The 23457-nt window shown below is 68.5% G+C and carries 26 protein-coding genes; 16 read left to right on the top strand and 10 right to left on the bottom strand.

The features are described 5' to 3' along the window. Positions 1–179 precede the first annotated feature (179 nt). Positions 180–752: an MgtC/SapB family protein gene (locus J2Y49_RS10820; RefSeq protein WP_310114862.1), complete on the top strand. Its 573-nt coding sequence runs from the start codon at positions 180–182 to the stop codon at positions 750–752. On the opposite strand, the gene J2Y49_RS10815 is transcribed toward J2Y49_RS10820, so the two are convergent. The 5 genes from J2Y49_RS10815 to J2Y49_RS10795 form a co-directional block, all read right to left on the bottom strand. Further along, on the bottom strand, positions 718–1920 hold the full coding sequence (locus J2Y49_RS10815; RefSeq protein ID WP_310114861.1) for a multidrug effflux MFS transporter: 1203 nt from the start codon (positions 1918–1920) through the stop codon (positions 718–720). The genes J2Y49_RS10820 and J2Y49_RS10815 overlap by 35 nt on opposite strands. 102 nt (positions 1921–2022) lie before the next feature. Next, a complete protein-coding gene (locus tag J2Y49_RS10810) occupies positions 2023–2199 on the bottom strand; it encodes a hypothetical protein (protein WP_167562457.1) in 177 nt (58 codons plus the stop codon). Between the two features lie 15 nt (positions 2200–2214). After that, complete coding sequence (locus J2Y49_RS10805; RefSeq protein WP_310114857.1) at positions 2215–3156, bottom strand: bifunctional riboflavin kinase/FAD synthetase; 942 nt, start codon at positions 3154–3156, stop codon at positions 2215–2217. A gap of 131 nt (positions 3157–3287) precedes the next feature. Then, a complete protein-coding gene (locus tag J2Y49_RS10800; RefSeq protein WP_012973248.1) occupies positions 3288–3737 on the bottom strand; it encodes a MaoC family dehydratase in 450 nt (149 codons plus the stop codon). 465 nt (positions 3738–4202) lie between these two features. Next, on the bottom strand, positions 4203–4787 hold the full coding sequence (locus tag J2Y49_RS10795; RefSeq protein WP_310114853.1) for a septal ring lytic transglycosylase RlpA family protein: 585 nt from the start codon (positions 4785–4787) through the stop codon (positions 4203–4205). 169 nt (positions 4788–4956) lie between these two features. On the opposite strand from J2Y49_RS10795, the gene J2Y49_RS10790 reads away from it, so the two are divergent. Both J2Y49_RS10790 and J2Y49_RS10785 read left to right on the top strand, forming a co-directional pair. Continuing rightward, positions 4957–5991 carry an alpha/beta hydrolase gene (locus J2Y49_RS10790; protein WP_310114851.1) on the top strand — a complete coding sequence of 345 codons (1035 nt, stop codon included), beginning with the start codon at positions 4957–4959 and terminating at the stop codon, positions 5989–5991. 30 nt (positions 5992–6021) lie between these two features. Next, positions 6022–7035 carry a DUF6352 family protein gene (locus J2Y49_RS10785; RefSeq protein ID WP_310114850.1) on the top strand — a complete coding sequence of 338 codons (1014 nt, stop codon included), beginning with the start codon at positions 6022–6024 and terminating at the stop codon, positions 7033–7035. Positions 7036–7239: 204 nt separating this feature from the next. On the opposite strand, the gene J2Y49_RS10780 is transcribed toward J2Y49_RS10785, so the two are convergent. Next, positions 7240–8316 carry an AI-2E family transporter gene (locus J2Y49_RS10780; protein ID WP_310114849.1) on the bottom strand — a complete coding sequence of 359 codons (1077 nt, stop codon included), beginning with the start codon at positions 8314–8316 and terminating at the stop codon, positions 7240–7242. Positions 8317–8524: 208 nt separating this feature from the next. On the opposite strand from J2Y49_RS10780, the gene J2Y49_RS10775 reads away from it, so the two are divergent. After that, a complete protein-coding gene (locus J2Y49_RS10775; RefSeq protein WP_014246935.1) occupies positions 8525–9049 on the top strand; it encodes a CreA family protein in 525 nt (174 codons plus the stop codon). Positions 9050–9079: 30 nt separating this feature from the next. Here J2Y49_RS10775 and J2Y49_RS10770 read toward each other — a convergent pair whose 3' ends face one another. Beyond that, positions 9080–10048: a succinylglutamate desuccinylase/aspartoacylase family protein gene (locus J2Y49_RS10770; RefSeq protein WP_310114848.1), complete on the bottom strand. Its 969-nt coding sequence runs from the start codon at positions 10046–10048 to the stop codon at positions 9080–9082. Positions 10049–10325: 277 nt separating this feature from the next. Here J2Y49_RS10770 and J2Y49_RS10765 point away from each other — a divergent pair, with 277 nt between their 5' ends. Continuing rightward, positions 10326–11192, top strand: coding sequence for an N-formylglutamate amidohydrolase (locus tag J2Y49_RS10765; protein WP_310114847.1), 867 nt, complete (start codon positions 10326–10328; stop codon positions 11190–11192). Between the two features lie 59 nt (positions 11193–11251). Here the strand turns inward: J2Y49_RS10765 and J2Y49_RS10760 are convergent, their stop codons facing one another. Next, entirely contained in the window at positions 11252–11572 is a 321-nt protein-coding gene (locus tag J2Y49_RS10760; RefSeq protein ID WP_310114846.1) for a DUF1476 domain-containing protein, read from the bottom strand. 176 nt (positions 11573–11748) lie between these two features. Between J2Y49_RS10760 and J2Y49_RS10755 the strand changes: the two genes are divergently transcribed. From J2Y49_RS10755 to J2Y49_RS10740, 4 genes are all read left to right on the top strand, one after another. Next, positions 11749–12522: an NRDE family protein gene (locus J2Y49_RS10755; protein WP_310114845.1), complete on the top strand. Its 774-nt coding sequence runs from the start codon at positions 11749–11751 to the stop codon at positions 12520–12522. Between the two features lie 343 nt (positions 12523–12865). Then, entirely contained in the window at positions 12866–13630 is a 765-nt protein-coding gene (gene purC / locus J2Y49_RS10750) for a phosphoribosylaminoimidazolesuccinocarboxamide synthase (RefSeq protein WP_042697247.1), read from the top strand. Positions 13631–13676: 46 nt separating this feature from the next. Continuing rightward, entirely contained in the window at positions 13677–13919 is a 243-nt protein-coding gene (gene purS / locus J2Y49_RS10745; RefSeq protein WP_310114843.1) for a phosphoribosylformylglycinamidine synthase subunit PurS, read from the top strand. Between the two features lie 44 nt (positions 13920–13963). Further along, positions 13964–14596: a DNA-3-methyladenine glycosylase 2 family protein gene (locus J2Y49_RS10740; RefSeq protein WP_310114841.1), complete on the top strand. Its 633-nt coding sequence runs from the start codon at positions 13964–13966 to the stop codon at positions 14594–14596. 136 nt (positions 14597–14732) lie between these two features. Here J2Y49_RS10740 and J2Y49_RS10735 read toward each other — a convergent pair whose 3' ends face one another. Next, a complete protein-coding gene (locus J2Y49_RS10735) occupies positions 14733–15716 on the bottom strand; it encodes a diacylglycerol kinase family protein (RefSeq protein WP_310114839.1) in 984 nt (327 codons plus the stop codon). 220 nt (positions 15717–15936) lie between these two features. Between J2Y49_RS10735 and J2Y49_RS10730 the strand changes: the two genes are divergently transcribed. Beyond that, positions 15937–16758 carry a UDP-2,3-diacylglucosamine diphosphatase gene (locus J2Y49_RS10730; RefSeq protein ID WP_310114838.1) on the top strand — a complete coding sequence of 274 codons (822 nt, stop codon included), beginning with the start codon at positions 15937–15939 and terminating at the stop codon, positions 16756–16758. After that, a complete protein-coding gene (locus J2Y49_RS10725) occupies positions 16755–17753 on the top strand; it encodes a glycosyltransferase family 1 protein (protein WP_310114836.1) in 999 nt (332 codons plus the stop codon). Before J2Y49_RS10730 ends, J2Y49_RS10725 begins: the two co-directional genes overlap by 4 nt. 5 nt (positions 17754–17758) lie before the next feature. On the opposite strand, the gene J2Y49_RS10720 is transcribed toward J2Y49_RS10725, so the two are convergent. Continuing rightward, positions 17759–18577 (bottom strand): YoaK family protein, encoded by an 819-nt coding sequence (locus J2Y49_RS10720; RefSeq protein ID WP_310114834.1) that lies wholly within the window; start codon positions 18575–18577, stop codon positions 17759–17761. A gap of 161 nt (positions 18578–18738) precedes the next feature. Here J2Y49_RS10720 and J2Y49_RS10715 point away from each other — a divergent pair, with 161 nt between their 5' ends. The 5 genes from J2Y49_RS10715 (at position 18739) to J2Y49_RS10695 (ending at position 23426) form a co-directional block, all read left to right on the top strand. Further along, a complete protein-coding gene (locus tag J2Y49_RS10715; protein WP_310114832.1) occupies positions 18739–19356 on the top strand; it encodes a LysE family translocator in 618 nt (205 codons plus the stop codon). Positions 19357–19524: 168 nt separating this feature from the next. Then, positions 19525–20811: a 3-deoxy-D-manno-octulosonic acid transferase gene (locus J2Y49_RS10710; protein ID WP_409017831.1), complete on the top strand. Its 1287-nt coding sequence runs from the start codon at positions 19525–19527 to the stop codon at positions 20809–20811. 42 nt (positions 20812–20853) lie between these two features. After that, positions 20854–21852, top strand: a complete 999-nt coding sequence (gene lpxK / locus J2Y49_RS10705) for a tetraacyldisaccharide 4'-kinase (RefSeq protein WP_310114829.1) — start codon at positions 20854–20856, stop codon at positions 21850–21852. Continuing rightward, entirely contained in the window at positions 21836–22732 is an 897-nt protein-coding gene (locus J2Y49_RS10700) for a lauroyl acyltransferase (RefSeq protein WP_310114827.1), read from the top strand. The genes lpxK and J2Y49_RS10700 overlap by 17 nt, the downstream gene beginning before the upstream one ends. A 31-nt stretch (positions 22733–22763) precedes the next feature. Further along, positions 22764–23426, top strand: a complete 663-nt coding sequence (locus J2Y49_RS10695; protein WP_310114825.1) for a LysE family translocator — start codon at positions 22764–22766, stop codon at positions 23424–23426. The last annotated feature ends 31 nt before the right edge of the window (positions 23427–23457 follow it).

Below are 23457 nucleotides of genomic sequence, written 5' to 3'. Positions count from 1 at the left end.
ATCACGCGTTACGTCGTTGCATAACCACATCTCGGAGACGCCGAGGGGCGGGCCAGCGGCACGTGCGCTTGCGAGTTCGCGTTACATAGATCCAACGCGATCGATTGCAAAGTGAAAAATGCCGCGTGCCCCAAAAAAGTGGCAGACCGTTTGAGGGGCCAAAAAACCGGAGTGATTTCATGGGCTTGACTACGGTTCTGACGGTAGAGGAGATCGGGTTGCGGCTGCTGGCTGCAGCCTTTTGCGGGGCGCTGCTTGGACTTGACCGGGAAATGCGCGGCAAGGCGGCGGGTTTGCGCACGCATACGCTGATATCCATCAGCTGCGCCCTGACGACTCTGGTGGCGCTGGAGTTCTATGTCGGGCTGCACGCCAGCGGCGACGAGCGGCCAAGCGATCCGGTGCGCGTCATCCAGGGCGTGGCCCAGGCGGTCGGCTTCATCAGCGCCGGGGTCATGTTCCGCTCCGGCGACAGCGTGCGCGGGGCGACCACCGCTGCGGTGATCTGGGTGGCGGGCGGGCTGGGCATCGCCTGCGGTGCCGGATACTACCTGCTGGCGGGGATGGCGCTGGGCCTGTGCCTGATGGTGACGATCCTGTTTACCGTCCTGATGGACCGCTTCCCGCAGTTCGGCAAGGAGGACGAAGGCGGCGGCAGGGCCGACGACGACCGCAAGACGCGGGAGCGGCGCCGTGCCGCCCGCCCGCCGGGCCGGATCAGGCGGATCGCCCGCCCTGCGTCGCGGGGATGACCAGCAGCCGGTGCGCCAGCAGCGCGCCCAGCCCCACCAGCCCGATCGCCCCCATCATCGGCAGGGCGCTGCCGTCGCTCATATGGCCGACGACGATGCCGATGGCGGCGGCGATGGTCATCTGCGCGAAGCCCAGCAGGGAGGAGGCGAGCCCGGCCATTGTGGCGTATGGGCCGACCGCGTTCGCGGTGGCGTTGGGCAGGGTCAGCCCGGTGCCCAGGATGAACAGGAAGACCGGCACGACGATGGCCAGCAGGTGCAGGACCCCGGCCAGCGCCAGCAGACCGCCCACGACTCCGCCGCCGAGCGACAGCAGCGTGCCGATGCGGATCATGCGGGCGCCGCCCAGCCGCGGCGTCAGCCGGCCGGCCAGGAAGGTGCCAAGCATATAGCCCAGCACCACCGCGCCGAAGCTGGCGCCATACTGCGCCGGGGTCAGGTGCAGCCGGTCGATCAGCACGAAGGACGAGCCCGAGATGAAGGAGAAGATGCCGCTGTAGGAAAAGGCGACCACCAGCACATAGCCGACGAAGCCGCGGTTGCGCAGCAGAAGCAGGTAGTTGGCGGCCAACCTGCTGGGCCGCAGCGCCTCCTCGTCGCGGTGGGCGTTGGTCTCGCCCAGCATCGACCACACCGCCGCCAGGATGCCGCAGGCGAAGACGGTCAGCAGAGCAAAGTTGGCGCGCCAGCCGAACCACTCCGTCAGCACGCCGCCCAGCATCGGCCCCACCGCCGGTGCCAGCGCCATCGCCATCGACATGTAGGCCAGCACCGTCGCCGCCCGGTCGCGGCCGAAGACGTCGCGCACCACCGCCCTTGCCACCACCGGCCCGCAGCAGGCCCCCAGCGCCTGGAAGAAACGGGCGGCGATCAGCCCCTCGATGCTGGTGGTCATGGCGCAGACGGCGCTGGCCACCAGATAGATCGTTACCCCGACCAGCAGGGTGGGGCGCCGCCCGAACCGGTCGGACATCGGGCCATAGACCAGCTGCGACACCGCGAAGCCGATCAGAAAGATCGACAGCGTCATCTGCACCGTGACGACATCGGTGTCGAACACCCGGACCAGCGTCGGCAGCGACGGCAGGTAGAGGTCGGTGGACAGCGGGCCGAAGGCGACCAGTGCGGTCAGCAGGACGCGGATCGACAGAGAATCTGGACGGGGCATGGCAGGGGCGGGCACCGCGGCGGGAAAGCGAGGACGGGGCCGCACTGTATCAGACGAAACCATCCCCGCCAGCGCCGATCGCAGCCCTGCAGACCTGCTCCCTCACTTCGCCGGCAGCACCATGCGGATGCAGCGCGACAGCACCGTGTTGCCGGTCATCTCGCGGTAGTTCTGGATGACGACCGGCTCGGCCGCCTTGCATTGCTCCATGCTGGCGAATTCCAGCGTGGTCGGGCCGCCCTGGTTCAGGATGAACAGCAGCATCAGAACCCGTTCCATGGCTTGCCCCTCCCGTCAGCCGGCGGCCAGCACCGCGCGGGCGGCGGCGGCATCCTGAACGATCTGGTCCTTCAGCGCGTCGAAGCTGGGGAACTTCATCTCCGGCCGCAGGAAATCGACCATCTGCACCCGCAGATGCAGGTCGTACAGGTCCAGGTCGACGTCGAACAGATGGGCCTCCAGCCGGGCAACCGTGCCGTCCACGGTGGGGCGGGCACCGAGATTGGCGACGCCGGGCAGCCAGACGGTCTCGCCGCCGCGGTCGATGCCGGCGCGCACCGCATAGACGCCGAAGGCCGGGCGCAGATACTCGCCCAGTTCGATGTTGGCGGTGGGGAAGCCGATGGTGCGGCCGCGCTGGTCGCCGTGGACGACGCGTCCCTCGATCTCCCAGGGATGGCCCAGCACATGGGTGGCCTCGCGGGGGCGGCCTGCGACCAGCGCGTCGCGCACGCGGGTGGAGGAATAGACCCCGCCCTCCGTGTCGGACACCGGACCGACCTCGGTCACGCCGAAGCCCTGGGCGCGGCCGGCGCGCAGCAGGAAGGCCGGGTCGCCGGACCGTTTGTGCCCGAACAGGAAATCATAGCCGCAGACGACATGCCGGACGCCCAGCCCGCCGATCAGGATTTCATCGACGAAGGCCTGCGCGGTCTTGTGGCGGAAGCTGTCGTCGAAATGGCAGACGATCAGCTGGTCGACTCCCAGCGCCTCGATATGCCGGGTCTTGACGCGGAAGGGCGTCAGGCGGAAGGGCGGGTCGTCGGGACGGAAGACGCTGCGCGGGTGCGGTTCGAAAGTGACCACGGCCGATGGCGCGCCCATCTCCGCCGCAAGGCGCTGGGCGGTGCCGATGACCGTCTGATGTCCGCGGTGCACGCCGTCGAAATTGCCGAGCGCCACGACGGCGCCCCGCTCTTCGGCCGGCAGGTCGGCGGTGTGTCTGTACAGTCGCATGCGCGCCCCGGTGCTGTGGGCGGACCCCGGCGGGCCCGCTTGCTCGGGCGTCTATATAGACCGACGCCGGCGCGGGGTAAACGCGCCGGCGGTGTCCTGGCGCCGGAAGGCAGCGGTCGGGCGTCGAAAAATCAGCCGCGCGACGGCACCATCAGCAACGCTTCGCCTTCCACCACCACGGTCTCGCCGACGGTGCAGACCGTCTTGATGACGCAGCGGCGCTTTTCCGGGATCAGCTCGGTGATGGTGGCGCGGGCGGTGACGGTGTCGCCGGCGCGGACCGGCGCCTTGAACTTCAGCGTCTGGCTCATGTAGATGCAACCCGGCCCCGGCAGCTTGGTGCCCAGCACGGCCGAGATGAAGCCGACCGTCAGCATGCCGTGGGCGATGCGGCCCTGGAACATGGTGGTGGCGGCGTATTCCTGGTTGATGTGGACCGGGTTGGTGTCGCCGGAGATGCCTGCGAACAGGACGATGTCGGCTTCCGTCACCGTCTTGGCGAAGCTTGCCGTCATGCCGACGGACAGGTCTTCGATGCAGTAGCCTTCGGTATCCTTGCGGACCTGACGCACGTCGTCCATCGCAGCAATTCCTCTTTCTCTCGGTGCCTGTTCCGGCGTCTGACGCACTGGCGCCGCGCCGTTCGCTGCGATGCGTCATGTGCACCGCAGCGATGGGAATGGCACCACGTCTCCTCCAAAAATGCAAAAAAATCTCTAACGTTCCGCACAAGACCGCGGCCAAAACGGCCGCTTTCCGTGGCAGGCTTCCCGGTAATGGAAGAGCGCCTTGTGCAGCCGGATTACTTCACAATTGAGGTAGAGCGGCAGAAGCGGTGTTCAATCAACAGCTTAACGAAAAATCCTACCGCCCATGGCGCTTTGCCGCGAGCATTGTCGGGACTGTTGGGCACCACCCCGCGCCGCAGTGGCAAAGTCCGTTTCCTTTCAACCCATTGACTGTTCGGTGACTGTTGGCTTGGCAGCGCAATAAAAGTCAGGGGGCCGGCGCGGCGAATCGGGAAGCGTCTTCGCCGCGCCGCAACATTACTTGCCCGAACCGGACTGCGACACTGTGTCGCTGCCGGTGCCGCCACTATTGCCGCTGCCTTCGCCGCGGCGGTTCTCGCGGTCCGCCACCTGCCGGTCGGGGGTGAGCTGGTCGACCTTTTCCTCCACCTTGTCGCGGGCGGTGTCGGTCGGCTGCTCGGAAGGCTTGACCTCCACCGTCACCGGGGCGGTCCCGTCCTCGATCATGTCCAGCTTCTTGGCGGCGGAGCGTGACAGGTCGATCACCCGGCCATCGACATAGGGGCCGCGGTCGTTGACGATGACGTCGACGCTCTTGCCGTTCTCCTCGTTCGTGACCGTGGCCTTGGAGCCGAGCGGCAGCGTGCGCGACGCCGCGGTCGACTTGTTCTGGTTCATCGGCTCGCCGCTGGCAGTGGTGCGGCCGTGGAACTTCTGGCTGTAGAAGGATGCTTCCCCCTTGTGGACGAGGACTTCCTCGCCATCCTCATGCTCGACATGCACGGGCGGAACCTTGGCCTTCTCGTTCGCCAGAACCGGGACGGCGGTCCCGCTCAGGGTCGTGGCGGCAAGCGCCAGGATGATGTTTCGCATTGTCTTCATCGGTACACCTCCAACGGCGCACCAACGCCCTGCAAGGAAAAGAGTTCCCTCACGGACCGCATGCAAGACATCGCTACTATTTCCGGTTTCGAATATCTTGGCGAATTCGGAGTGGGTGGTCCGCATGGGCGCTCTTCCGATAATCATCACAACGCTCAGGGGAGAAAGCATGGCCGACGATTCCGCTTGGACTGTAACCGGAGGAATGCCGGACCTGAGCCATGTGGAGATGCGGTCTGTCGCGACGACCGACGGGGCGCGGCTGCGCGTCGCCGTCTGGCCGAAGCCGGTGGGGGGCCGCGGCACGGCGCTGGTGCTGACCGGCCGCGCCGAGTTCATCGAGAAATATGCGGAGACCGCAAACGCATTGACGGCCCGCGGCTTTCGCGTGGTGGCGGTCGACTGGCGCAACCAGGGCCTGTCGGACCGGCCGCTGGCCAACCGGCAAATCCACCACCTGACGGATTTCGCGCTGCTGGTCGACGACCTCGACTGCGTGTACCGGCAGGTGGCGGCGCCCGTCGCCGCGGAGACCGGCGGGCCGCTGATCCTGCTGGCGCATTCCATGGGTGGCCTCGTGGCGACGCTGGCGCTGGCCCGCCATGCCGGCGACGATCCCGGCCGCTATGCCGCCGTGCTGCTGGCAGCGCCGATGTACGCCATCCACACCGGACCGCTGCCGCGCCGGCTGGCGCGGGCGCTGGCCTCCCTGGGGCTCGCCTGCGGATGCGGCGCCCGCTATGCGCTGTGGCAGGGCGATTACGACCCGGCGGAGGGCATCTTCCGGCCGGACAACAAGATCACCGCCGATCCGCGGCGCTACGCCGCCTTCCACACCCCCTATGCCGACCGGCCGGAGCTGCGCGTCGGCGGCGTCAGCTTCGCCTGGGTGGCGGCGGCGCTGGACGCGGAGGATGCGCTGCGCCATGGCGGCCTGCCGCTGGAACGGGTGCGCACGCCGGTCCTGCTGCTGAGCGCGCCCGACGACCGGGTGGTCCGGGCCGAGCTTCACCGCGAGGTGGCCGCCCGGCTCGGCAACGCCCATGTTGTCGAGTATCCCGGGGCGAAGCACGAGCTGCTGATGGAATGCGACGCCATCCGCGACCGGGTGTGGGCGGACATCGACGACTTCCTCGACAGGACCCTCGATCCGGCGACCGGCCACAAGACACTTGCGTCGTCCGGTGGCTCTGTCGTCGGATAGGCGCCTTCAGGACCAGAGGTGCCCCTCAGCATGACCGATTTCTGGACGGCGTCCGGCTTCCACCTGTTGACCCGCGACGCCGACAACCATCTGGCGGTGACGCCCGATTTCCTGCGCGCCTATCTGCTCCGGCCCGAGATGCGCCCGCCGGAGGAGGCTTGCGACGCCGAGCGCACGCTGCACGCCGCCTTGCTGGACGATCCGGCGCGGACGGTGCCGGCCCCGCTGCTCGACGCCATCGCCGATCCGGATGCGCGGGAGAACTTCCAGGTCTGGCTGGCCTTCCGCGACCGGCTGCTGGCCGCCGGGACGCTGGAGGGCTGCTACATCCGCCTGTTCCGCGAGGGCGCCCGCGGCGTGCCCGGCCTGTTCATCGACCAGCTGGTGCATGCCATCCTGCGCGGCATCCTGGACGAGACCCCGTCGGGCCTGCGCGCCCGTGCCGGCGAGCTGTTCTTCCGCGAACAGACGGTGTCGGTCGACGACGGCCGCGTCCGCGTCGCCGATGCCGAGACGGTGGAGACCATGGCGGCGTCCGGTGGCTTCGGTTCGCTGGGCCGGCTGGTGGTGGAGGCCGGAACCGCCCCGCGCAGCGTCGATCTCGACATCCTGGACGAGACCAACCACCCGCTCTACTGGGGCCGCGACGCCCGGCACGACACCGTGCTGGACATCACCTTCGCCGCCGCCGGTCTGGACGCGCTGGCCCGTGTGCTGGAGGCCTGGGTTGGGCATTTCCTCGGCGTGACGGTCAGCATTCAGCCGGTGCAGAACATCCGCGACGACCGCTGGGTCTGGCATGTCGGGCTCGACAGCGCCGCCACGGCGATCCTCAACGACCTCTACAACGGGGTGGAGGTGGAAGAGGACCGGCTGGCCCGCATCCTCGCCCTGTTCCGCCTAGACTTCGCCGACCCCGCCGCCATGCGCCCCGACCTCGCCGGCCGGCCGGTCTATCTGGGACTGGCGATGACGGAAGGGCGGCGGCTGAAGCTGAAGCCGCAGAACCTGCTGGTGAATTTGCCGCTGGCTTCGGTGGCGTGAGAGGCGAAGTTAGACCCCCACCTATCCTCCCCCGCTCTCAGCGGACCTGCGGTCCGCCTGTCGCGTCAGCACAAAGCAGAGCTTTGTGCGAGAGCTGGGTGGGGGAGGGACTGCCGCCGCTATGCGAATCCGCCCTCTCCCGCGAAGCGGGGGAGGGAGGGACCACGCAAAGCGGGAGGGTGGGGGCAATCGAAGCCGACACCCTCACCCCCCCAGCAAAGCCCCCACCGGCTTCAGCGGCTCGTGCGCGTCGAACAGGATCTTCAGGATCGCCAGGATCGGCACGGCCAGCAGCGCGCCGGGTATGCCCCACAGCCAGCCCCAGAACAGGATCGACACGAACACCGCGATGGGGTTCAGCGACAGCCGCCGACCGACGATCATCGGCGTCAGGAAGTTGCCCTCGATCGTGGTAAGCGCCACGAAGGACAAGGGCGGCAGCAGGATGGTGCCGAGACCGTCGAAGGTCAGGACCGACACCAGAAACAGGACTCCGGTCATCACCGCCGGGCCGATGAAGGGGATGTAGTTGGCCACCGCCACCAGCACCCCCCACAGGGCCGGGTTGGGCAGACCCCACAGCCACATCATCAGGCCGGTGGCGACGCCCAGCACCACGTTGATCAGGGTGATGGTCAGCAGATAGGCGGCGATGTTCTGCTGCAGCGTCGCCGCGACCATGGCGTAATGCACGCGGTCGTCGACATTGCGCATGGTGCCGATCAGCGCCTCCAGCGAATGGCGGCCTCTCGCCAGGAAGAAATACAGCAGGACCTGCAGGATCACGACATTGACGATCACCGCTTCGACCTGGCTGACGGCCTGTTCCATCAGCGACGGACCGCGCAGCACCACCTCGCGCACCGGACCGCCCTCGTTGCCGGACTCCTTGGCGATCTCCTCGATCTGGCGCGAGGCCTCGCGGGCCCGTTCGATGCCGGCGCGGATGTCGCCCAGCTTGAACTCCAACTCGTGCAGGACGCGCGGCATGCGGTTCACCCATTCCGCCGCCGGGGCCGACAGGGTGTAGACCCCCAGCAGCACGCTGCCGAACAGCGTGATCACCATGATGGCGGCGCCGATTCCTTCCGGAATGCCGATCCGGTAGAGCGCGCGGACCAGCGGCCGCAGCAGGAAGCTGAGGATCAGCGCCAGCATGATCGGCAGCAGGACTTCGCGTCCGAAATACAGCGCGAACAGCACGGCGATCACGAACAGGCCGACGGCGGCGATGGTCAGCGGGTCGCGGCGGTGGCCGGGCGGGGGCAGGGGCTCGGTCACCGGCTCCGGCGTGCCGGGAAGCGGGGCCTCGGGCGCGGGGGGAAATGCGGGGGAAGCCGAGGCGAGCGGGCTGCGGTCTGTCATCGCGGTGGCCGGACCTCCGAAGGACGGCGCTTGACGGTGGCGCCGGACCCTCCGATCTAGGGGAGTGTTTTTCCGGGCCGCGCTTCCTGCGGTCCCGCCCGTCCTTGCCGGAGACCCAGTCGCGATGCGCAGCCCGTTTCCCCTGATGAACGTTTCCGCCGGCCTTTTGGTTCTGGGCCTGCTGACAGCCGGGCTCACGCTCCGTTCCGCGGCGGCGGACGAGGTGGTCGGCCGCTTCTCCAACGACTGGACCGGCAACGGGCTTCAGGTGCAGGCGATCGAGGATCCCGGCGTGAAGGGAGTCACCTGCCATCTGGTCGATTTCGACCGCAGCCTGATCGACCGGCTGAGCAAGGGCAACTGGTTCGAGGACCCGTCCAACGCCTCCATCGCCTGCCGCCAGACCGGGCCGGTCACCGTCGGCGACATCGAATTGTCGCAGAAGGGGGAGGAGGTCTTCTCCGAACGGAAAAGCCTGATTTTCAAGTCGATCGCCATCCGTCGCATCTACGACCGGCCGAACGACACGCTGGTTTATGTGGTGTACAGCCGGCAGGTGAAGGACGCATCCGCCAAGATGTCGATCTCGACCGTGCCCCTGTTCAGCGCCAACGCCACCTGGACGAAAGGCAAGCCGCCGGCGAAGTGAGCGGGTCGGCCAAGCCTCGAAAGTCCGGCCTCACCCCACGATCCGGCCCAGACGCACCGCCGTCTGGCCGGATTTCACCCGGCGGGCCGGCATGATCAGGACGCAGTCGTCATAGGGGGTCAGGATGGCGCGGCCGTCGTCCCAGCCGATGACGGTGCCGGCGCGGCCGATCAGCTCCATGCCGACGAAGGGGGCGGTGAAGCGGAAGCGCTCGCTGGTGGCGGTGACGGCGTCGGTGACCTCGACCACCCGCTGCGGATCGGTGCGCGGGCGCAGGCGCGGGCCGTTTGCCGCCCGGCCGATCATGTCGGGATCGATCATCTCCAGGCCGAGCAGCAGGCGCAGGCAACTTTCCAGCGCGACCGTCGCGGTCTCCGTCCGCCAATGCTGGCCGCATTCGACCAGGATCGCGGTGCGCGACCCCTCCGCCTCGGCGAAGCTGCCGTAGTCGATCAGCCGCTTCCCCCCGGCATGGCCGCCGTCCGCCACCACCCAGGCCGGATAGCCGAGGCCGAGCGCCAAATCGCGCCCGCGCGTGGTGCGGCCGCACAGGGTCAGCGGCGCCGTGTCGGCGGTCATGGAATGGAGGTCGAGCAGCAGGTCCGCCGATTCGTAGACCGGGCGCAGCACGCGGGCGCGCCGCAGCTCCACGCTGTCGCGCCGGCCGTCGAGATGGTCGGGGGACCACAGCCGGTTGAAGTCCTCGTCCAGATAGCGCGAGGCATAGGGGTTCTGGCGGTCGAAGGTGGCGTAGGCCGCGGTGTTGGCGAAAACGAAGGTCAGCCGTCCGCGCCGTGGCCGCAGTCCCATCCGCAACAGCGCATCCAGCGCGATGGCGCCGCCCAGTTCGTTGCCGTGGACGAGCGCGTTCAGCACCACATGCGGCCCGGGCTCCTCCGCCGACAGGCTGGTGACGTGGTCGATGCCGGTGTTGCCGCGCCGGTAGGGCGCGATGTCCGGTGGCGAGAGTTCGACGGGAGCGAAGAGGGGGTCGGTCAAGCGGCAGGCTCGCCAGCGGTGGGGCGCTTCGCTCAGTATGGCGAACCATGCGACTCCGCGCCAGTCCGGGGCGGGCCGGCAGCGTGGTTTTTTCGGCTGATGCGGGTGGCGCGATGTTGCTGCGGCATGGCAGGATCGTGACAGATTGCCGTCGACTGTGGCTTGACGCTTGGGTTATAGGATCCGCCGGATCCGTTTCATCGGATTCTCCGGATCAATGAAATCGGCGGTCGAGCTTGCGGGTATCACTGTCTTGGCGTCTGGGCGGAGCCGGTCGATGAGCTTCGTTATCGATGACGTTCTTGTCCGCAACGACCCGGTGGGCTATCGCCTGCCGGTTCTGTTCGATTCGCCGCACAGCGGCAGCGTCTACCCCGCCGATTTCCGGGTGGTCTGCCCGCATCCCCTGCTGCGCCAGGGCGAGGACACCCATGTGGAGGAGCTGTTCGCCACGGCCCCCGACCATGGCGCCACCCTGCTGTGCGCCTTGTTCCCCCGCACCTGCATCGACGTGAACCGTGCGGTGGACGACATCGACCCGGCGCTGATCGACGGCGACTGGCCGGAGCCGCTCCGCCCGACCCAGCGCAGCACGCTGGGGATGGGGCTGATCCGCAGCATGCTGCGGCCGGGGGTGCCGCTCTATGACGGTAAACTGCCGGCCGCGGCGGTGGCCGACCGCATCGACCGCTATTACCGTCCCTACCACGCGCAGATGCGGCTGGCGCTGGACGGGCTGGCGGAGCGGTTCGGCGCGGTCTGGCACGTCAACTGCCATTCGATGCCGTCGTCGCTGCGTCCGGACGGGCGCGACCCGCTGGCGGCGGATTTCGTGATCGGCGACCGCGACGGCACCACCAGCGAGGCGGGGTTCGTCCATCTGGTGGCGCAGACCCTGCGCGGCTTCGGCTACCGCGTGGCGATCAACGATCCATACAAGGGCGTGGAACTGCTGGCGCGCTACGGCGATCCGTCACGCGGCCGCCATTCGATCCAGTTGGAGATCAACCGGCGCCTCTACATGAACGAGGAGACGTTGGAGCGCCACGACGGGTTCGCCCGGCTGAAGGGCGACATCGACCTGCTGATCGGCCGGATCGCCGATTATGCCGGCCAGCGCATCCTGCGCCGGGCAGCGGAATAGGTACCCCGCCGCCGTCCTTGGTCGGGCGGCGGGTCCGTGGGACGGGACGGTCCTTCCGATCAGGCCTGCGTCACCTGCTGGCGCGCGAGGTCCAGGAACTGGGCCATCTGCTTTTCCACGCGGTGGTCGGAGATGTCGACTCCGCGGGCGTGCAGGTCGGCGCACAGCTTGTCCCGGATGTCGTGCGGTCCGAGCGTGGCGATGTCGGTATCCACGATCTCGCGGGCGTAGGCTTCCGCCTCCGCCCCGGCCAGCCCCATCAGGTCGGCGGCCCATTCGCCGGCCAGCCGGTCGCGCCGCGCGCGGATGCGGAAGAGCAGGTCCTCGTCGTGTTGGAACTTGGTCTCGAAGGCCTTTTCGCGATCGTCGAAGGTCGTCATGATGACCTGCGCTCCTTTATTGGTTTCACTCCCATTTGCGAGGATTATATAGCCGGGAAACGGTCGCCGTCACCGTTCCCCCGCGTCGCAGCCCCGGATATTCTGCAGAGTTTCCTACAGGCGGCGGGATACCCCCGGCCTCCCACGACAAGACGCAACAGCAGACAGGGCAAGGCATGTGCAGCGTGATTCTCCTGCGGCGACCCGACGCAACCTGGCCGTTGGTCGTCGCCGGGAACCGTGACGAGATGGCGGGGCGGCCCTGGCTGCCTCCGGCCCGCCATTGGCCCGACCGGCCCAACGTGGTTGCCGGGCTGGACGAACTGGCCGGCGGCTCCTGGATGGGGCTGAACGACGAAGGCGTGGTGGCGGTCATCCTGAACCGCTTCGGCACGCTGGGGCCGGAGGCCGGCAAGCGGTCGCGCGGCGAACTGGTGCTGGATGCGCTCGACCATGCCGACGCGGCCGATGCGGCGCGCAGCTTCGCCCATCTCGACATCCGCGCCTACCGCCCGTTCAACCTGGTGATCGCCGACAACCGCGACGCCTTTCTGGTGGTCCACCGCGGCGCCAACCCGCGCCACCGGCCGGAGGTGTCGTCGATCCCCGCCGGCGTCCACATGCTGACCGCCTTCGAGCTGGACGATCCGCAGGACCCGCGCACCGCCTTCTATCGCCCGCTGTTCGAGCATGCCACGCCGCCGGCCATCGACGCCCCCGATGCGGAGTCCTTCGCCTGGGGCGGCTGGCCGGAACTGATGGGCAGCCGCATCTGGGAGGGCACGCCGGATGAGCGCGGCGCCATGGACTTCCTGCTGCCCAGCGGCTTCGGCACCTCGTCCAGTTCGCTGCTGGCGGTGCCGCGGGTGGAGCGGCCGGACCTGAACCCCATCTGGCACTTCGCCCCCGGCCGGCCCCATGCCGTGCCCTATGCGCCGGTGGAGCTGTGAGAGAGTGTTGATTGCCGGGTCAATTGCGTATTGGGGGGCAAGATTGACACGGATGTCACGGATTTAGGCACGGATTACACGGTTTTTTTGATCTTGCGGACGCTCCGGCTTTTCAGGCAGTCCACAGCTTCGGAACGCCACATCCGTGAAATCCGTGTTCAAATCCGTGACATCCGTGGAGATCTTGCCTCCGACGCCGCGCCTTTCGGGATCGGCGACCGCACAATCCTGCCCTCCCGCCCCCGTCGTTGTGTTCGTGCACCCGGCTTGCTATATCACTGGGGCACATTCCTGGGCCGGCAAGCTCGCTTGACCGGTCCTTACGTATTTGGACGAACACGCGATGACACGACGCCGGCGCATCTACGAAGGCAAGGCCAAGGTACTCTTCGAAGGGCCGGAGCCGGGCACCCTGGTGCAGTACTTCAAGGACGACGCCACCGCCTTCAACAACCAGAAGAAGGGCGTCATCACCGGCAAGGGGGTGCTGAACAACCGCATCTCCGAGTATCTGATGAGCCGGCTGTCCGAGATCGGCGTGCCCACGCATTTCATGCGCCGCTTGAACATGCGCGAGCAGCTGGTGCGCGAGGTCGAGATCATCCCGATCGAGGTCGTCGTCCGCAACGTCGCCGCCGGCAGCCTGTCGCGCCGCTTCGGTATTCCCGAAGGCACGCCGCTGCCGCGCTCGATCATCGAGTATTACTACAAGTCGGACGAACTGAACGACCCGATGGTCTCCGAGGAGCACATCACCGCCTTCGGCTGGGCGGCTCCGCAGGATCTCGACGACATGGTCGCGCTGTCCTTGCGCGTGAACGACTATCTGTCCGGCCTCTTCCTCGGCATTGGGCTCAAGCTGGTGGACTTCAAGCTGGAGTTCGGCCGCCTGTGGGAGAACGAGGAGATGCGGATCGTCCTGGCGGACGAGATCAGCCCCGACAACTGCCGCCTGTGGGACGTCAAGACCAACGAGAAGCTGGACAAGGACCGGTTCCGCCAGGATCTGGGCCGTGTCGAGGAAGCCTATCAGGAGGTCGCGCGGCGCCTCGGCATCCTGCCGGAAGGCGGGCCGAGCGACGTCAAGGGCCCCAAGACCATTCAGTAGTCAGCAACCACCCCTCCACCAACACCGTAAAGCGAGCGGACATCCGATGAAGGCCAAGGTTCACGTCACCCTCAAGCGCGGCGTTCTCGACCCCCAGGGCAAGGCCATTGCGCACGCGCTGCACACGCTGGGCTTCGACGGCGTCGAGGACGTCCGCGCCGGCAAGGTGATCGAGCTGCAGCTCAAGAGCACCGACGAGGCGACCGCCCGCAAAGAGGTCGAGGCGATGTGCAGCAAGCTGCTCGCCAACACCGTGATCGAGGACTTCGCCATCGAGCTGGTGGCCTGAGCCACGGCTTGCGGGATGTGGAGCGCGGCCGATGAGCGTCGAGCATGAACGCTGAGCATCTGGCCGCGCTCGACCCCATTTTCGCCGAATGCCTGCGCGTCGGCGGCCCGGCGATCCGAGACTTCAGCCGGCCGACCGGCTTCGTCGGCCTGCTGCGCATGGTGATGGAGCAGCAACTCTCCACCAAGGTCGCGCTGGCGCTCTGGGCCAAGCTGCAGGATCGGCTGGGCGGCGAGGTCACTCCCGACGCCATCCTGGCGCTGGACGACGAGACGTTGCGCGCCTGCGGATTTTCCCGCCAGAAGATCGGCTACGCCCGCGGCCTCGCCGAGGCGGTTGTGAGCGGCCGGCTCGATTTCGATATCATCCATGACCTGCCGGACGAGGAAGCCATTGCCCAACTCGTCGCGCTGAAGGGCATCGGCCGCTGGAGTGCCGAGGTCTATCTGATGACCACGCTCGACCGGCCGGACATCTGGCCCATCGGCGACTTGGCGATCCAGCTCGGCGTCCAGCGGCTGAAGGGCTGGGCGGACAAGCCGACGGCGAAGCAGCTGATCGAGGTGGCCGAGCCCTGGCGGCCCTACCGCTCGCTGGCGGCGCGGTTGGTCTGGCACCATTACGTGGCGTTGCAGGAGCAGGCGAGGGCGGCCAAAGTTGTGAAGCTATCGAGGTGATTGCCCCCACCCCAACCCTCCCCCGCCCAGCTCTCGCACAAAGCTATGCTTTGTGCTGACGCGGCAGGCGGACCGTAGGTCCGCTGAGAGCGGGGGAGGCTAGGTGGGGGCATCGTCAGCCGACATCTCCACAACCTCACCCCACCAGCACCGGCAACCGCCAGCCCGCCAGCGCGATCTCCACCGGCAGCCGTGCCAGCACGTCGCCATCGCCCTGCACCGCGTCGGCAAACAGCCCGTCGCCCGCCGGTCCCTCGATCCGCACGCGCTTCGCCGTCACCACGCGATACTCCGGAAAGCGCGCCAGCCGCCCGGCGGTGACGCCCCAGACATAGCGCAGCGCGTTCAGCCGCCCGCCGCGCGGGAACAGGCAGACATGCAGCTCCGGCTCGGTCAGCCGCGCGTCGGGCGCGCAGATGAAGCGGCCGCCGTAGAAATGCCCCTTGGCGACGATGACCGACGCCACCTCCTGCGGCTCGCCCCAGTTTTCACCGTCATCCAGCGTCACCCGATAGCGGTGGTCCGGCCGGGTCGCCAGTTGCACCAGTGTCTCCGCCACATAGGCGCCCTTGCCGATCAGCCGCTTCACCCGAGGATCGACCCGCTCCACCACCCGCGCATCCAGCCCGACCCCGGCCATCAGCGAGAACACCCGCCCGTTCGCCAGCGCCGGCCAGATCATCGTCCGCTGCCCGCCGGCAATCGCCGCGGCGATCCGTTCCGCATCCATGCCCAGGCCCAGTTCGGCGGCCAGCACATTGGCGGTGCCCATCGGCACGATGCCGAGCGGCAGCGGCAGGCCCGCCGCGGCATGGACCGCCAGCCCGTTGATGACCTCGTTGATGGTGCCGTCGCCGCCGGCCGCGATGACGGCATCGACGGCGGCCGGATCGGCCTCGCGGGCGAAGGCCTCGGCATCGCCGCGCTTGCCCGTCGGCCTGACGGTGACCGACAGGCCGCGCGCCTCCAGCCGGGACACCACCGCGCGCAGCCGCCGTGCCCGCCGTCCGCCGGCCATCGGGTTGTGGATCACCAGCAGCCGCCGCACCTCGATCGCCGCATCGCCGCCGCCGCCCGGGCTAACCGCCGGGCTCTCGTCCATCAGCACCGTGTCGCGCACCGATTCGCTCTCCCTGACCGGCGCACGGGGCGCCTTCTGTTGCAGAACCATGAAGGGCAGGCGGCGGTTCCGTTGCAGTAAAACTGCAGCACCGTGACGAAAGCCCAAATCACTGTGACGAATAGGTGCGGGTGTTCCAAATCGTTGTCAAGGTGATCTGCTTTGATTTATACGGCAGTTGTCTTGATGGCCGCCGGCCATGGCAAAGACGGAGCGGAAGATGGACGCCGTCCCAGCGGTCAAGCGCTACCGCAGCATTTGGATATCCGACGTTCATCTGGGAACGCGCGGCTGTCAGGCGGAGCTGCTTCTCGATTTCCTGAAGCATACCGAATCGGATCACCTGTTCCTGGTCGGCGACATCGTCGACGGCTGGCGGCTGAAGAAAAGCTGGTACTGGCCCCAGGCGCACAATGACGTGGTGCAGAAGATCATGCGCCGCGCCCGCAAGGGGGTGCAGGTCTACTACATCCCCGGCAACCATGACGAGGCGGCGCGCGATTATGTCGGGCTGCAGTTCGGCGGCGTGCATGTGGTCGATGAATGGGTCCACACCACCGCCGACGGCCGGCGCCTGCTGATCACCCACGGCGACAAGTTCGACGCCGTGGTCCGCTACGCCAAGTGGCTGGCCCTGCTGGGCGACCACGCCTACGTCACACTGCTGCACGTCAACACCCTGTTCAACTGGGTGCGCCGCAGGCTGGGCTTCAATTACTGGTCGCTGTCGGCCTACCTGAAGCACAAGGCCAAGACCGCGGTCGAGTTCATCGGCAAGTACGAAGAGGCGCTGGGCGACGAAGCCCGCCGCCGCAAGGTCGACGGCGTCGTCTGCGGCCACATCCACACCGCCGAGATGCGCGATATCGAAGGAATCCTCTATTGCAACGACGGCGATTGGGTCGAGTCCTGCACCGCCTTGGTGGAGCACGACAGCGGCGTGCTGGAGATCATCCACTGGGCGGAGGTCATGGCGCGGCGACTTCCCGCCCCTGGTCCCAGTGCGGGCAAGATCCCGGCGAAGGAACGGGAAGCGGCGTGAACATCCTGATCGTCAGCGACGCTTGGCACCCGCAGGTGAACGGCGTCGTGCGCACCATCGGCACCGTGCGTGACGAGTTGGAGGCGATGGGACACAGCGTCGAGGTGATCGGACCGGACCGCTTCCGCACCCTGCCGATGCCGACATACCCGGAAATCCGGCTGGCGCTTGGGGCGAAACGGCGGCTGTGGGCGATGATCGACGGCATGCGGCCCGACTGCATCCACATCGCCACCGAAGGGCCGCTGGGCTTTGCCGCCCGGTCCTATTGCCTGAAGCACGGCAAGCCCTTCACCACCGCCTACCACACGCGCTTTCCCGAATATGTGCGCGACCGCGCGCCGATCCCGCTGGCGCTGTCCTATGCGGTTGTTCGCCGCTTCCACAAGCCGTCCTCGGCGGTGATGGTGGCGACCCAGACCATCGAGGATGCGCTGAAGGGCCGGGGCTTCACCAACATCCGGCGCTGGACCCGCGGAGTCGACACCGAGCTGTTCCATCCCCGCGACAAGGGCTTCCTCGATCTGCCGCGCCCGGTGTCGATGTATGTCGGCCGCGTGGCGGTGGAAAAGAATCTGGAGGATTTCCTGCGCCTCGACCTGCCCGGCACCAAGGTGGTGGTCGGCGACGGCCCGGCGCGGGAGGAGTTGCAGCGCAAATACCCCGGCGTTCATTGGGTCGGCGCCAAGCATGGCGAGGAACTGGCGAAGCATTACGCCGCCGCCGACGTCTTCGTCTTCCCGTCGCGCACTGACACCTTCGGGCTGGTTCTGCTGGAGGCGCTGGCGTCCGGCGTGCCGGTGGCGGCCTATCCGGTGCCGGGACCGCTGGACGTGGTCGACGGCTCCGGCGCCGGCTGCCTGGACGTGGATCTGAAGCGGGCGGTGGAAGGCGCGCTCACGATCCCGGCGCAGACCTGCCGGGACTATGCGCTGGGCTATTCCTGGCGCCGTTCGGCCGAACAGTTCCTGTCCAACCTGCGGCCCTTCACGTAACGGTGTCAGGTCAGCGGGGGCGGCGCTTCCCGGTGCCGTCCCCCGCCGTTGGTCCTGACCCGTTGGCGCAGCAGCAGACGCGTCCGCGTCCGCGCGTCGTCCACCATGGGCACGATCGCCAGCAGCACCAGGAATGCGGCCAGCGGCACCGTCGTGACGTAGCCCACATATTTGAACCCGGCGGCCCCGGCCACGCCGCCCAGGCAGAAGGCGCCGAGCAGGGCCACCAGCAGCCCCAGCCGAGGCCAGTTGGTGCGCACCGGCTGGTAGCGCGCCGACTCGGTGCCGAGGTTGATGTAGACCAGCTTGCCCAGTTCGATGCCGATGTCGGTGACGATGCCGGTCATGTGGGTGGTGCGGATCTCCGCATTGGAGATCTTGGTGACGATGGCGTTCTGCAGCCCCATGATGAAGCACAGCAGCAGAACCGTCACCGGCACGAACAGCGCCCGATGCTCGTCCAGGCTGTGGCCCAGCAGCCCGAATCCCAGCAGCAGCAGTGCCTCCCAGAACAGCGGATAGGCATAGGCGCTGTGCATCCGGTTGTGCCGCCCCCAATTGACGAGAATGGTCGAATAGGCCGCCCCCGACACGAAGGCCGCCACCGATGCCATCCCCGCCGCCACCGCCACGAGGTTTCCCAGCACCAGATTGTCGGCGATGGACGAGACGATGCCGGTCATGTGCGAGGTGTATTGCAGCACTGCCAGCAGCCCGCCCGCATTGATCGCTCCGGCGACGAAGGCCAGCGACACGCCGAGATGGACGTTGGCCCGCCTGGTTCGCTTGCTTTCCGAAAGCGTGCGCAGATATGAGACCGGCATGCATCACCGCGAGGCGGGGGATTTGGATCAGGATAGCGGAGGGATGGGGCAGGGGACAATGCGACGGGATGGACTTTCCCGTCTTGCGAAACCATCCCTTGGCGACGATCCCGCGCCATGGTTCCATTCGGCTCTCCCACATTGGCGCGAGGTGTCCGCCCATGAGCCCCGAATTCCTCATCACCTCCCTGATCGTCGTCGCCTCGCCCGGCACCGGGGTGCTGCTCACGCTGGCGGCGGGGTTGTCGCAGGGCGCGCGGGCCAGTGCGATCACGGCGTTCGGCTGCACGCTGGGGATCGTGCCGCACATGGCGGCGGCCGTGCTGGGGTTGGCGGCATTGCTGCACACCAGCGCCGTGGCGTTCCAGGGGCTGAAGATCCTGGGCGTGCTCTATCTGCTCTACATGGCATGGGCGACGTTGAAGGAGCAGGGTGCGTTGAGCGTCCAGACTGAGACGGAGACGGCGCGGCTTCCGGCCGGGCGGATGATCCTGCGGGCGGTGCTGGTCAATGTGCTGAACCCCAAGCTGTCGATCTTCTTCCTGGCATTCCTGCCGCAATTCGTCAGCGACGCCGATCCGCAGCCGCTCGCCCGCATGCTGGAACTCGGCGGCGTGTTCATGGCGCTGACCTTCGCGGTCTTCGTCGTCTACGGCCTGTTCGCCGCCGCGGTGCGCGATCAGGTGGTCTCCCGCCCGCAGGTGATGGCCTGGATGCGCCGCAGCTTCGCCGCCGCCTTCGCCGCGCTGGGGGCCAAGCTGGCGCTGGCGGAGCGGTGAGGGAGAGCTTCCGGGCGGCGGTTCCGGAGCAAGCGGCTGTCCGTCGCACCGGCCCCTGTTACGGAACGGTTGCCGCGTGCTAAGGTGCCGCCGGGCGCGCTGCCGGTGTTCCGTATCACGGGGACCGGCAACGCGCCCGTTGTCGTCCGTCTCCTGTTCCGGGCCTTGATGCTGCAATCTCTTTATCGTGGCCTGACGACCGTCGCCGGGCCGGCGGTGCGCCTCTATCTCGACCGCCGCCGCGCCGCGGGCAAGGAAGACCCCGTGCGTCAGGCGGAGCGGTTCGGCACGCCCTCGCGCCCGCGGCCGGCCGGACCGCTGGTGTGGATCCATGCGGCCAGCGTGGGCGAGGCGAATTCGGTCCTGGTCCTGATCGGCCGGCTTCTGGACGACGCACCCGACCTGTCCGTGCTGATGACCACCGGCACCGTCACCTCGGCCGAACTGATGGGACGGCGGCTGCCGGAGCGGGCGATCCACCAATATGTGCCGGTCGATCTGCCGGGTGCCGTCGACCGTTTTCTCGACCACTGGCGTCCCGACGCGGTGCTGTGGACGGAATCGGAGATCTGGCCGAACCTGCTGGCCGGCATCCGCGCCCGCGCCATCCCCGCCGCCCTGGTCAACGCCCGCATGTCGGAGCGCAGCTTCGCCCGCTGGCGCAACGCGCCGGGCTTCGTCGGCGGGCTGCTGTCGACCTTCCAGATCACGCTGGCCCAGACCGAAGGTGATGCGGAGCGGCTGCGCCGGCTGGGCGCCGCGGGAGTCGCCAGCGTCGGCAACCTGAAATTCTCCGCCGAGCCGCCGCCCGCCGCCGCCGATGCGATGGAGCCGCTGCGCGCCGCACTGGATGGCCGGCCGGTCTGGCTGCTCGCCAGTTCCCATCCGGGGGAGGAGGAAATCGCCGCGGCGGTCCACGCGGCGCTGGCTCCCGCTCTGCCCGGCCTGCTGACCGTCATCGTCCCCCGCCATGCCCATCGCGGCGAGGCCGTTGCCGAGCTGATGCGGGCGCGCGGCTTGCCGGTGCTGCGGCGGACGGACCGCCATCTGCTGCCGGGGCCGGAGCATGCCGTCTATGTCGCCGACACGATGGGCGAGCTGGGGCTGTTCTACCGCGCGGCCCCGGTGGTGTGCATGGGCGGCTCCTTCATCCCCCATGGCGGACAGAATCCGGTGGAGCCGGCGCAGCTGGGCTGTGCGGTGCTCTATGGCCCGCACATGTTCAATTTCGGCGAGATCACCCACATGCTGGAGGCCGCCGGCGGCGCCCTGGCGGTCGCGGATGGCGAGGCGCTGACCCGCGAGATCCGGCGGCTGCTGACCGATGGCCATGCGCGCGACCGCATCGTCGCGGGCGCGGCGCGGGTGACGGCGGACAACCGGCGGATCATCGACCGCGCGCTGGCCGCGCTGTCCCCGGTGCTGGGCACCGCCGGCATCCCGACCGCCGCCTGAGGGATGAGCGTGAGGGGATGAGTGTGAGGGGATGACTGGCCCGTGAAGACCCCCGCCTTCTGGTACAGGCCGCCCGGCCTGGCATCTTCGCTGCTGGCGCCACTGGGCGCGCTCTATGGGCTGGCCGGACGGCGGCGCATCGCCGGAGCCGTTCCGCAGCGGGTCACGGCGCCGGTGGTCTGCGTCGGCAATCTGGTGGCGGGCGGTGCCGGGAAGACGCCGGTCGGGCTGGCGCTGATCGCCGCATTGCGCGCCCACGGCATTTCCACCCATGCGCTGACCCGCGGCCATGGCGGACGGGAGGCCGGGCCTCTGCAGGTCGATCCCGCCCGCCACACCGCGGCCGATGTCGGCGACGAGGCGCTGCTGCTGGCTGGTGCCGCACCGTGCTGGGTGGCGCGCGACCGGCTGGCGGGGGCGCAGCGCGCGGTCGCCGCCGGGGCGGGGGCCATCGTCATGGATGACGGGTTTCAGAACCCGGCCCTTTACAAGGATCTGGCGCTGATCGTCGCCGATGGCGCGGTCGGCTTCGGCAATGGGCGGCTTGTCCCGGCGGGGCCGCTGCGCGAACGGGTGGCCGACGGCCTCGCCCGTGCCGACGCGCTGGTGATCCTGGGGGAGGACCGCCATGGCCTCGCGGCGCTGGCCGGCCGGCGTCCCGTGCTGAAGGCATGGCTGGCGCCCGATCCCGATGCCGCCGCCCGGCTCGCCGGCCGTGACGTCCTGGCCTTCGCCGGCATCGGCCGCCCGGAGAAGTTCTTCGCCACGCTGGAGGCGCTCGGCGCCCACGTGGTGGAGCGTGCGCCCTTCGCCGACCACCATCCCTACCGCCCGGACGAGGTTGCGGCCCTGATTGACCGCGCCGCGGCGACGGGTGCCTTGCCCGTCACCACCGCCAAGGACGCCGTCCGCCTGCCGCCGGAGCTTCGGGGCAGGGTGGACATGCTGCCCGTCTCCGTCCGCTGGGAGGATGAGGGGGCGCTCGCCGCGCTGCTGTCCCCTATGCTGTTGAAAGGAAGCCCCGATGGCCAAGCCGCGTAGCCCCCTGCAGCAATGGCTGACGCGCAATGTCGGCTACAAGCTGGAGGCGGTGCTCGTCCATGGCGTCTGCGCACTGTTCCGGGCGCTGCCGCTCGACCGCGCGTCGGCGCTCGGCGGCTGGATCGGACGGACGGTCGGGCCGTTGCTGCCCAACAGCGCCCGTGCCCGCCGCAACCTGACCCGCGCCTTCCCCGAGAAGAGCAAGGGGGAGATCGACGCGATCCTGCGCGGGATGTGGGACAATCTGGGCCGCACCATCGCCGAATACCCGCATCTGGAGCAGATCGGCCGCGAACGGGTGGAACTGGTCGGCATCGAGCATGTCGACGCGCTACGCGAGGACGGCAAGGCCGGCATCGTGGTCTCCGGCCATCTGGCGAACTGGGAGGTGCAGTCGGTCGTCGCCCGCTTGCACGGGCTGGAGGTGGGCGTGGTCTATCGCGCGCCCAACAACCCGATCGTCGGCGCGCTGTTGGTGAAGTTGCGCGGGGCGGCGACCGGCATGCAGATCCCCAAGGGGCCGGACGGTGCCAGGATCCTGCTGCGTCACCTGACCAGGGGCGGCCATGTCGGCATGCTGATCGACCAGAAGATGAATGACGGCATCCCCGTCCCCTTCTTCGGCCGTGACGCCATGACCGCGCCGGCCGCCGCCTTGCTCGGCATGAAGATGCAGCTGCCGCTGTGTCCCACGCGGACCGAACGGCTGGAGGGCGCGCGGTTCCGCGTCACCGTCCTGCCGCCGGAGGAATACCCGACCAGCGGCGACCGCAATGCGGATGCGCGAATTCTGATGGAACGGTTGAACCGTCTGTTGGAGGATTGGATCCGCGACAGGCCGGCGCAATGGCTGTGGATCCACCGCCGCTGGCCGGATTGACCGCTCCCCTACCGCCCGAAGGCCCGCCGCCATGACCCTGCCGCTCGACCCCCATCTGCTGCAACTCTATATGATCGCCGTCTGTGTCCTGGTCCTGGCGCCGGGGCCGGATTCCCTGCTGGTGCTGACCCGCAGCATCGCCGACGGCCGGCAGGCCGGGGTGGTGGCGACGTTGGGCATCTGCGTCGGCAACATGGTGCATGCGCTGCTGGCCGCCGCCGGCATCTCCGCCCTGATCGCGGCCTCGACCACGCTGTTCGACCTGCTGCGCTATGCCGGCGGCGCCTATCTGGCGTGGATCGGCCTGCGGTCGCTGTGGAGCGTCTGGGCAAGCCGGGGCGCCGAACCCGCGCCGGCCATCGAGGCGCCGGCCTCGGCCCGCGCCGGCCGGGTGTTCGTCCAGGCACTGCTGACCAACCTTCTGAACCCGAAGGTCATCCTGTTCCAGCTGGCCTTCGTCCCGCAATTCATCGCCCCCGCCCTGGGCCATGTGGCGCTGCAGACCTTCATCCTCGGCAGCATCATCTCGGTGCTGGGCGGCATCTATCTGGCCGGCATCGCCGCACTCAGCGCCGGCGCCGCCCGCCGCGTGCTGTCCAGCCCGCGGGTGCGCACGGCGCTGGACGGCATCGCCGGGGTGCTGTTCCTGGGCTTCGCGGTGCGCCTGCTGCTGACGGACCGGAAGTTTGCTTGAGGGGCGGGGGTCTAGCTTCGCACCGCAACAT

The sequence above is a fragment of the Azospirillum sp. BE72 genome (genome assembly GCF_031455875.1).
Taxonomy (GTDB): domain Bacteria; phylum Pseudomonadota; class Alphaproteobacteria; order Azospirillales; family Azospirillaceae; genus Azospirillum.
The sequence above is the reverse complement of the archived record's forward strand: the minus strand, read 5'-3'. Positions and strand labels throughout refer to the sequence as shown.

Excerpts from the sequence above, each read along its gene's own strand:
- J2Y49_RS10820 (WP_310114862.1), top strand. The coding sequence starts at position 180 with ATGGGCTTGACTACGGTTCTGACGGTAGAGGAGATCGGGTTGCGGCTG.
- J2Y49_RS10815 (WP_310114861.1), bottom strand. The coding sequence starts at position 1,920 with ATGCCCCGTCCAGATTCTCTGTCGATCCGCGTCCTGCTGACCGCACTG.
- J2Y49_RS10810 (WP_167562457.1), bottom strand. The coding sequence starts at position 2,199 with ATGGAACGGGTTCTGATGCTGCTGTTCATCCTGAACCAGGGCGGCCCG.
- J2Y49_RS10805 (WP_310114857.1), bottom strand. The coding sequence starts at position 3,156 with ATGCGACTGTACAGACACACCGCCGACCTGCCGGCCGAAGAGCGGGGC.
- J2Y49_RS10800 (WP_012973248.1), bottom strand. The coding sequence starts at position 3,737 with ATGGACGACGTGCGTCAGGTCCGCAAGGATACCGAAGGCTACTGCATC.
- J2Y49_RS10795 (WP_310114853.1), bottom strand. The coding sequence starts at position 4,787 with ATGAAGACAATGCGAAACATCATCCTGGCGCTTGCCGCCACGACCCTG.
- J2Y49_RS10790 (WP_310114851.1), top strand. The coding sequence starts at position 4,957 with ATGGCCGACGATTCCGCTTGGACTGTAACCGGAGGAATGCCGGACCTG.
- J2Y49_RS10785 (WP_310114850.1), top strand. The coding sequence starts at position 6,022 with ATGACCGATTTCTGGACGGCGTCCGGCTTCCACCTGTTGACCCGCGAC.
- J2Y49_RS10775 (WP_014246935.1), top strand. The coding sequence starts at position 8,525 with ATGCGCAGCCCGTTTCCCCTGATGAACGTTTCCGCCGGCCTTTTGGTT.
- J2Y49_RS10765 (WP_310114847.1), top strand. The coding sequence starts at position 10,326 with ATGAGCTTCGTTATCGATGACGTTCTTGTCCGCAACGACCCGGTGGGC.
- J2Y49_RS10760 (WP_310114846.1), bottom strand. The coding sequence starts at position 11,572 with ATGACGACCTTCGACGATCGCGAAAAGGCCTTCGAGACCAAGTTCCAA.
- J2Y49_RS10755 (WP_310114845.1), top strand. The coding sequence starts at position 11,749 with ATGTGCAGCGTGATTCTCCTGCGGCGACCCGACGCAACCTGGCCGTTG.
- purC (WP_042697247.1), top strand. The coding sequence starts at position 12,866 with ATGACACGACGCCGGCGCATCTACGAAGGCAAGGCCAAGGTACTCTTC.
- purS (WP_310114843.1), top strand. The coding sequence starts at position 13,677 with ATGAAGGCCAAGGTTCACGTCACCCTCAAGCGCGGCGTTCTCGACCCC.
- J2Y49_RS10740 (WP_310114841.1), top strand. The coding sequence starts at position 13,964 with ATGAACGCTGAGCATCTGGCCGCGCTCGACCCCATTTTCGCCGAATGC.
- J2Y49_RS10730 (WP_310114838.1), top strand. The coding sequence starts at position 15,937 with ATGGACGCCGTCCCAGCGGTCAAGCGCTACCGCAGCATTTGGATATCC.
- J2Y49_RS10720 (WP_310114834.1), bottom strand. The coding sequence starts at position 18,577 with ATGCCGGTCTCATATCTGCGCACGCTTTCGGAAAGCAAGCGAACCAGG.
- J2Y49_RS10715 (WP_310114832.1), top strand. The coding sequence starts at position 18,739 with ATGAGCCCCGAATTCCTCATCACCTCCCTGATCGTCGTCGCCTCGCCC.
- J2Y49_RS10710 (WP_409017831.1), top strand. The coding sequence starts at position 19,525 with ATGCTGCAATCTCTTTATCGTGGCCTGACGACCGTCGCCGGGCCGGCG.
- J2Y49_RS10700 (WP_310114827.1), top strand. The coding sequence starts at position 21,836 with ATGGCCAAGCCGCGTAGCCCCCTGCAGCAATGGCTGACGCGCAATGTC.
- J2Y49_RS10695 (WP_310114825.1), top strand. The coding sequence starts at position 22,764 with ATGACCCTGCCGCTCGACCCCCATCTGCTGCAACTCTATATGATCGCC.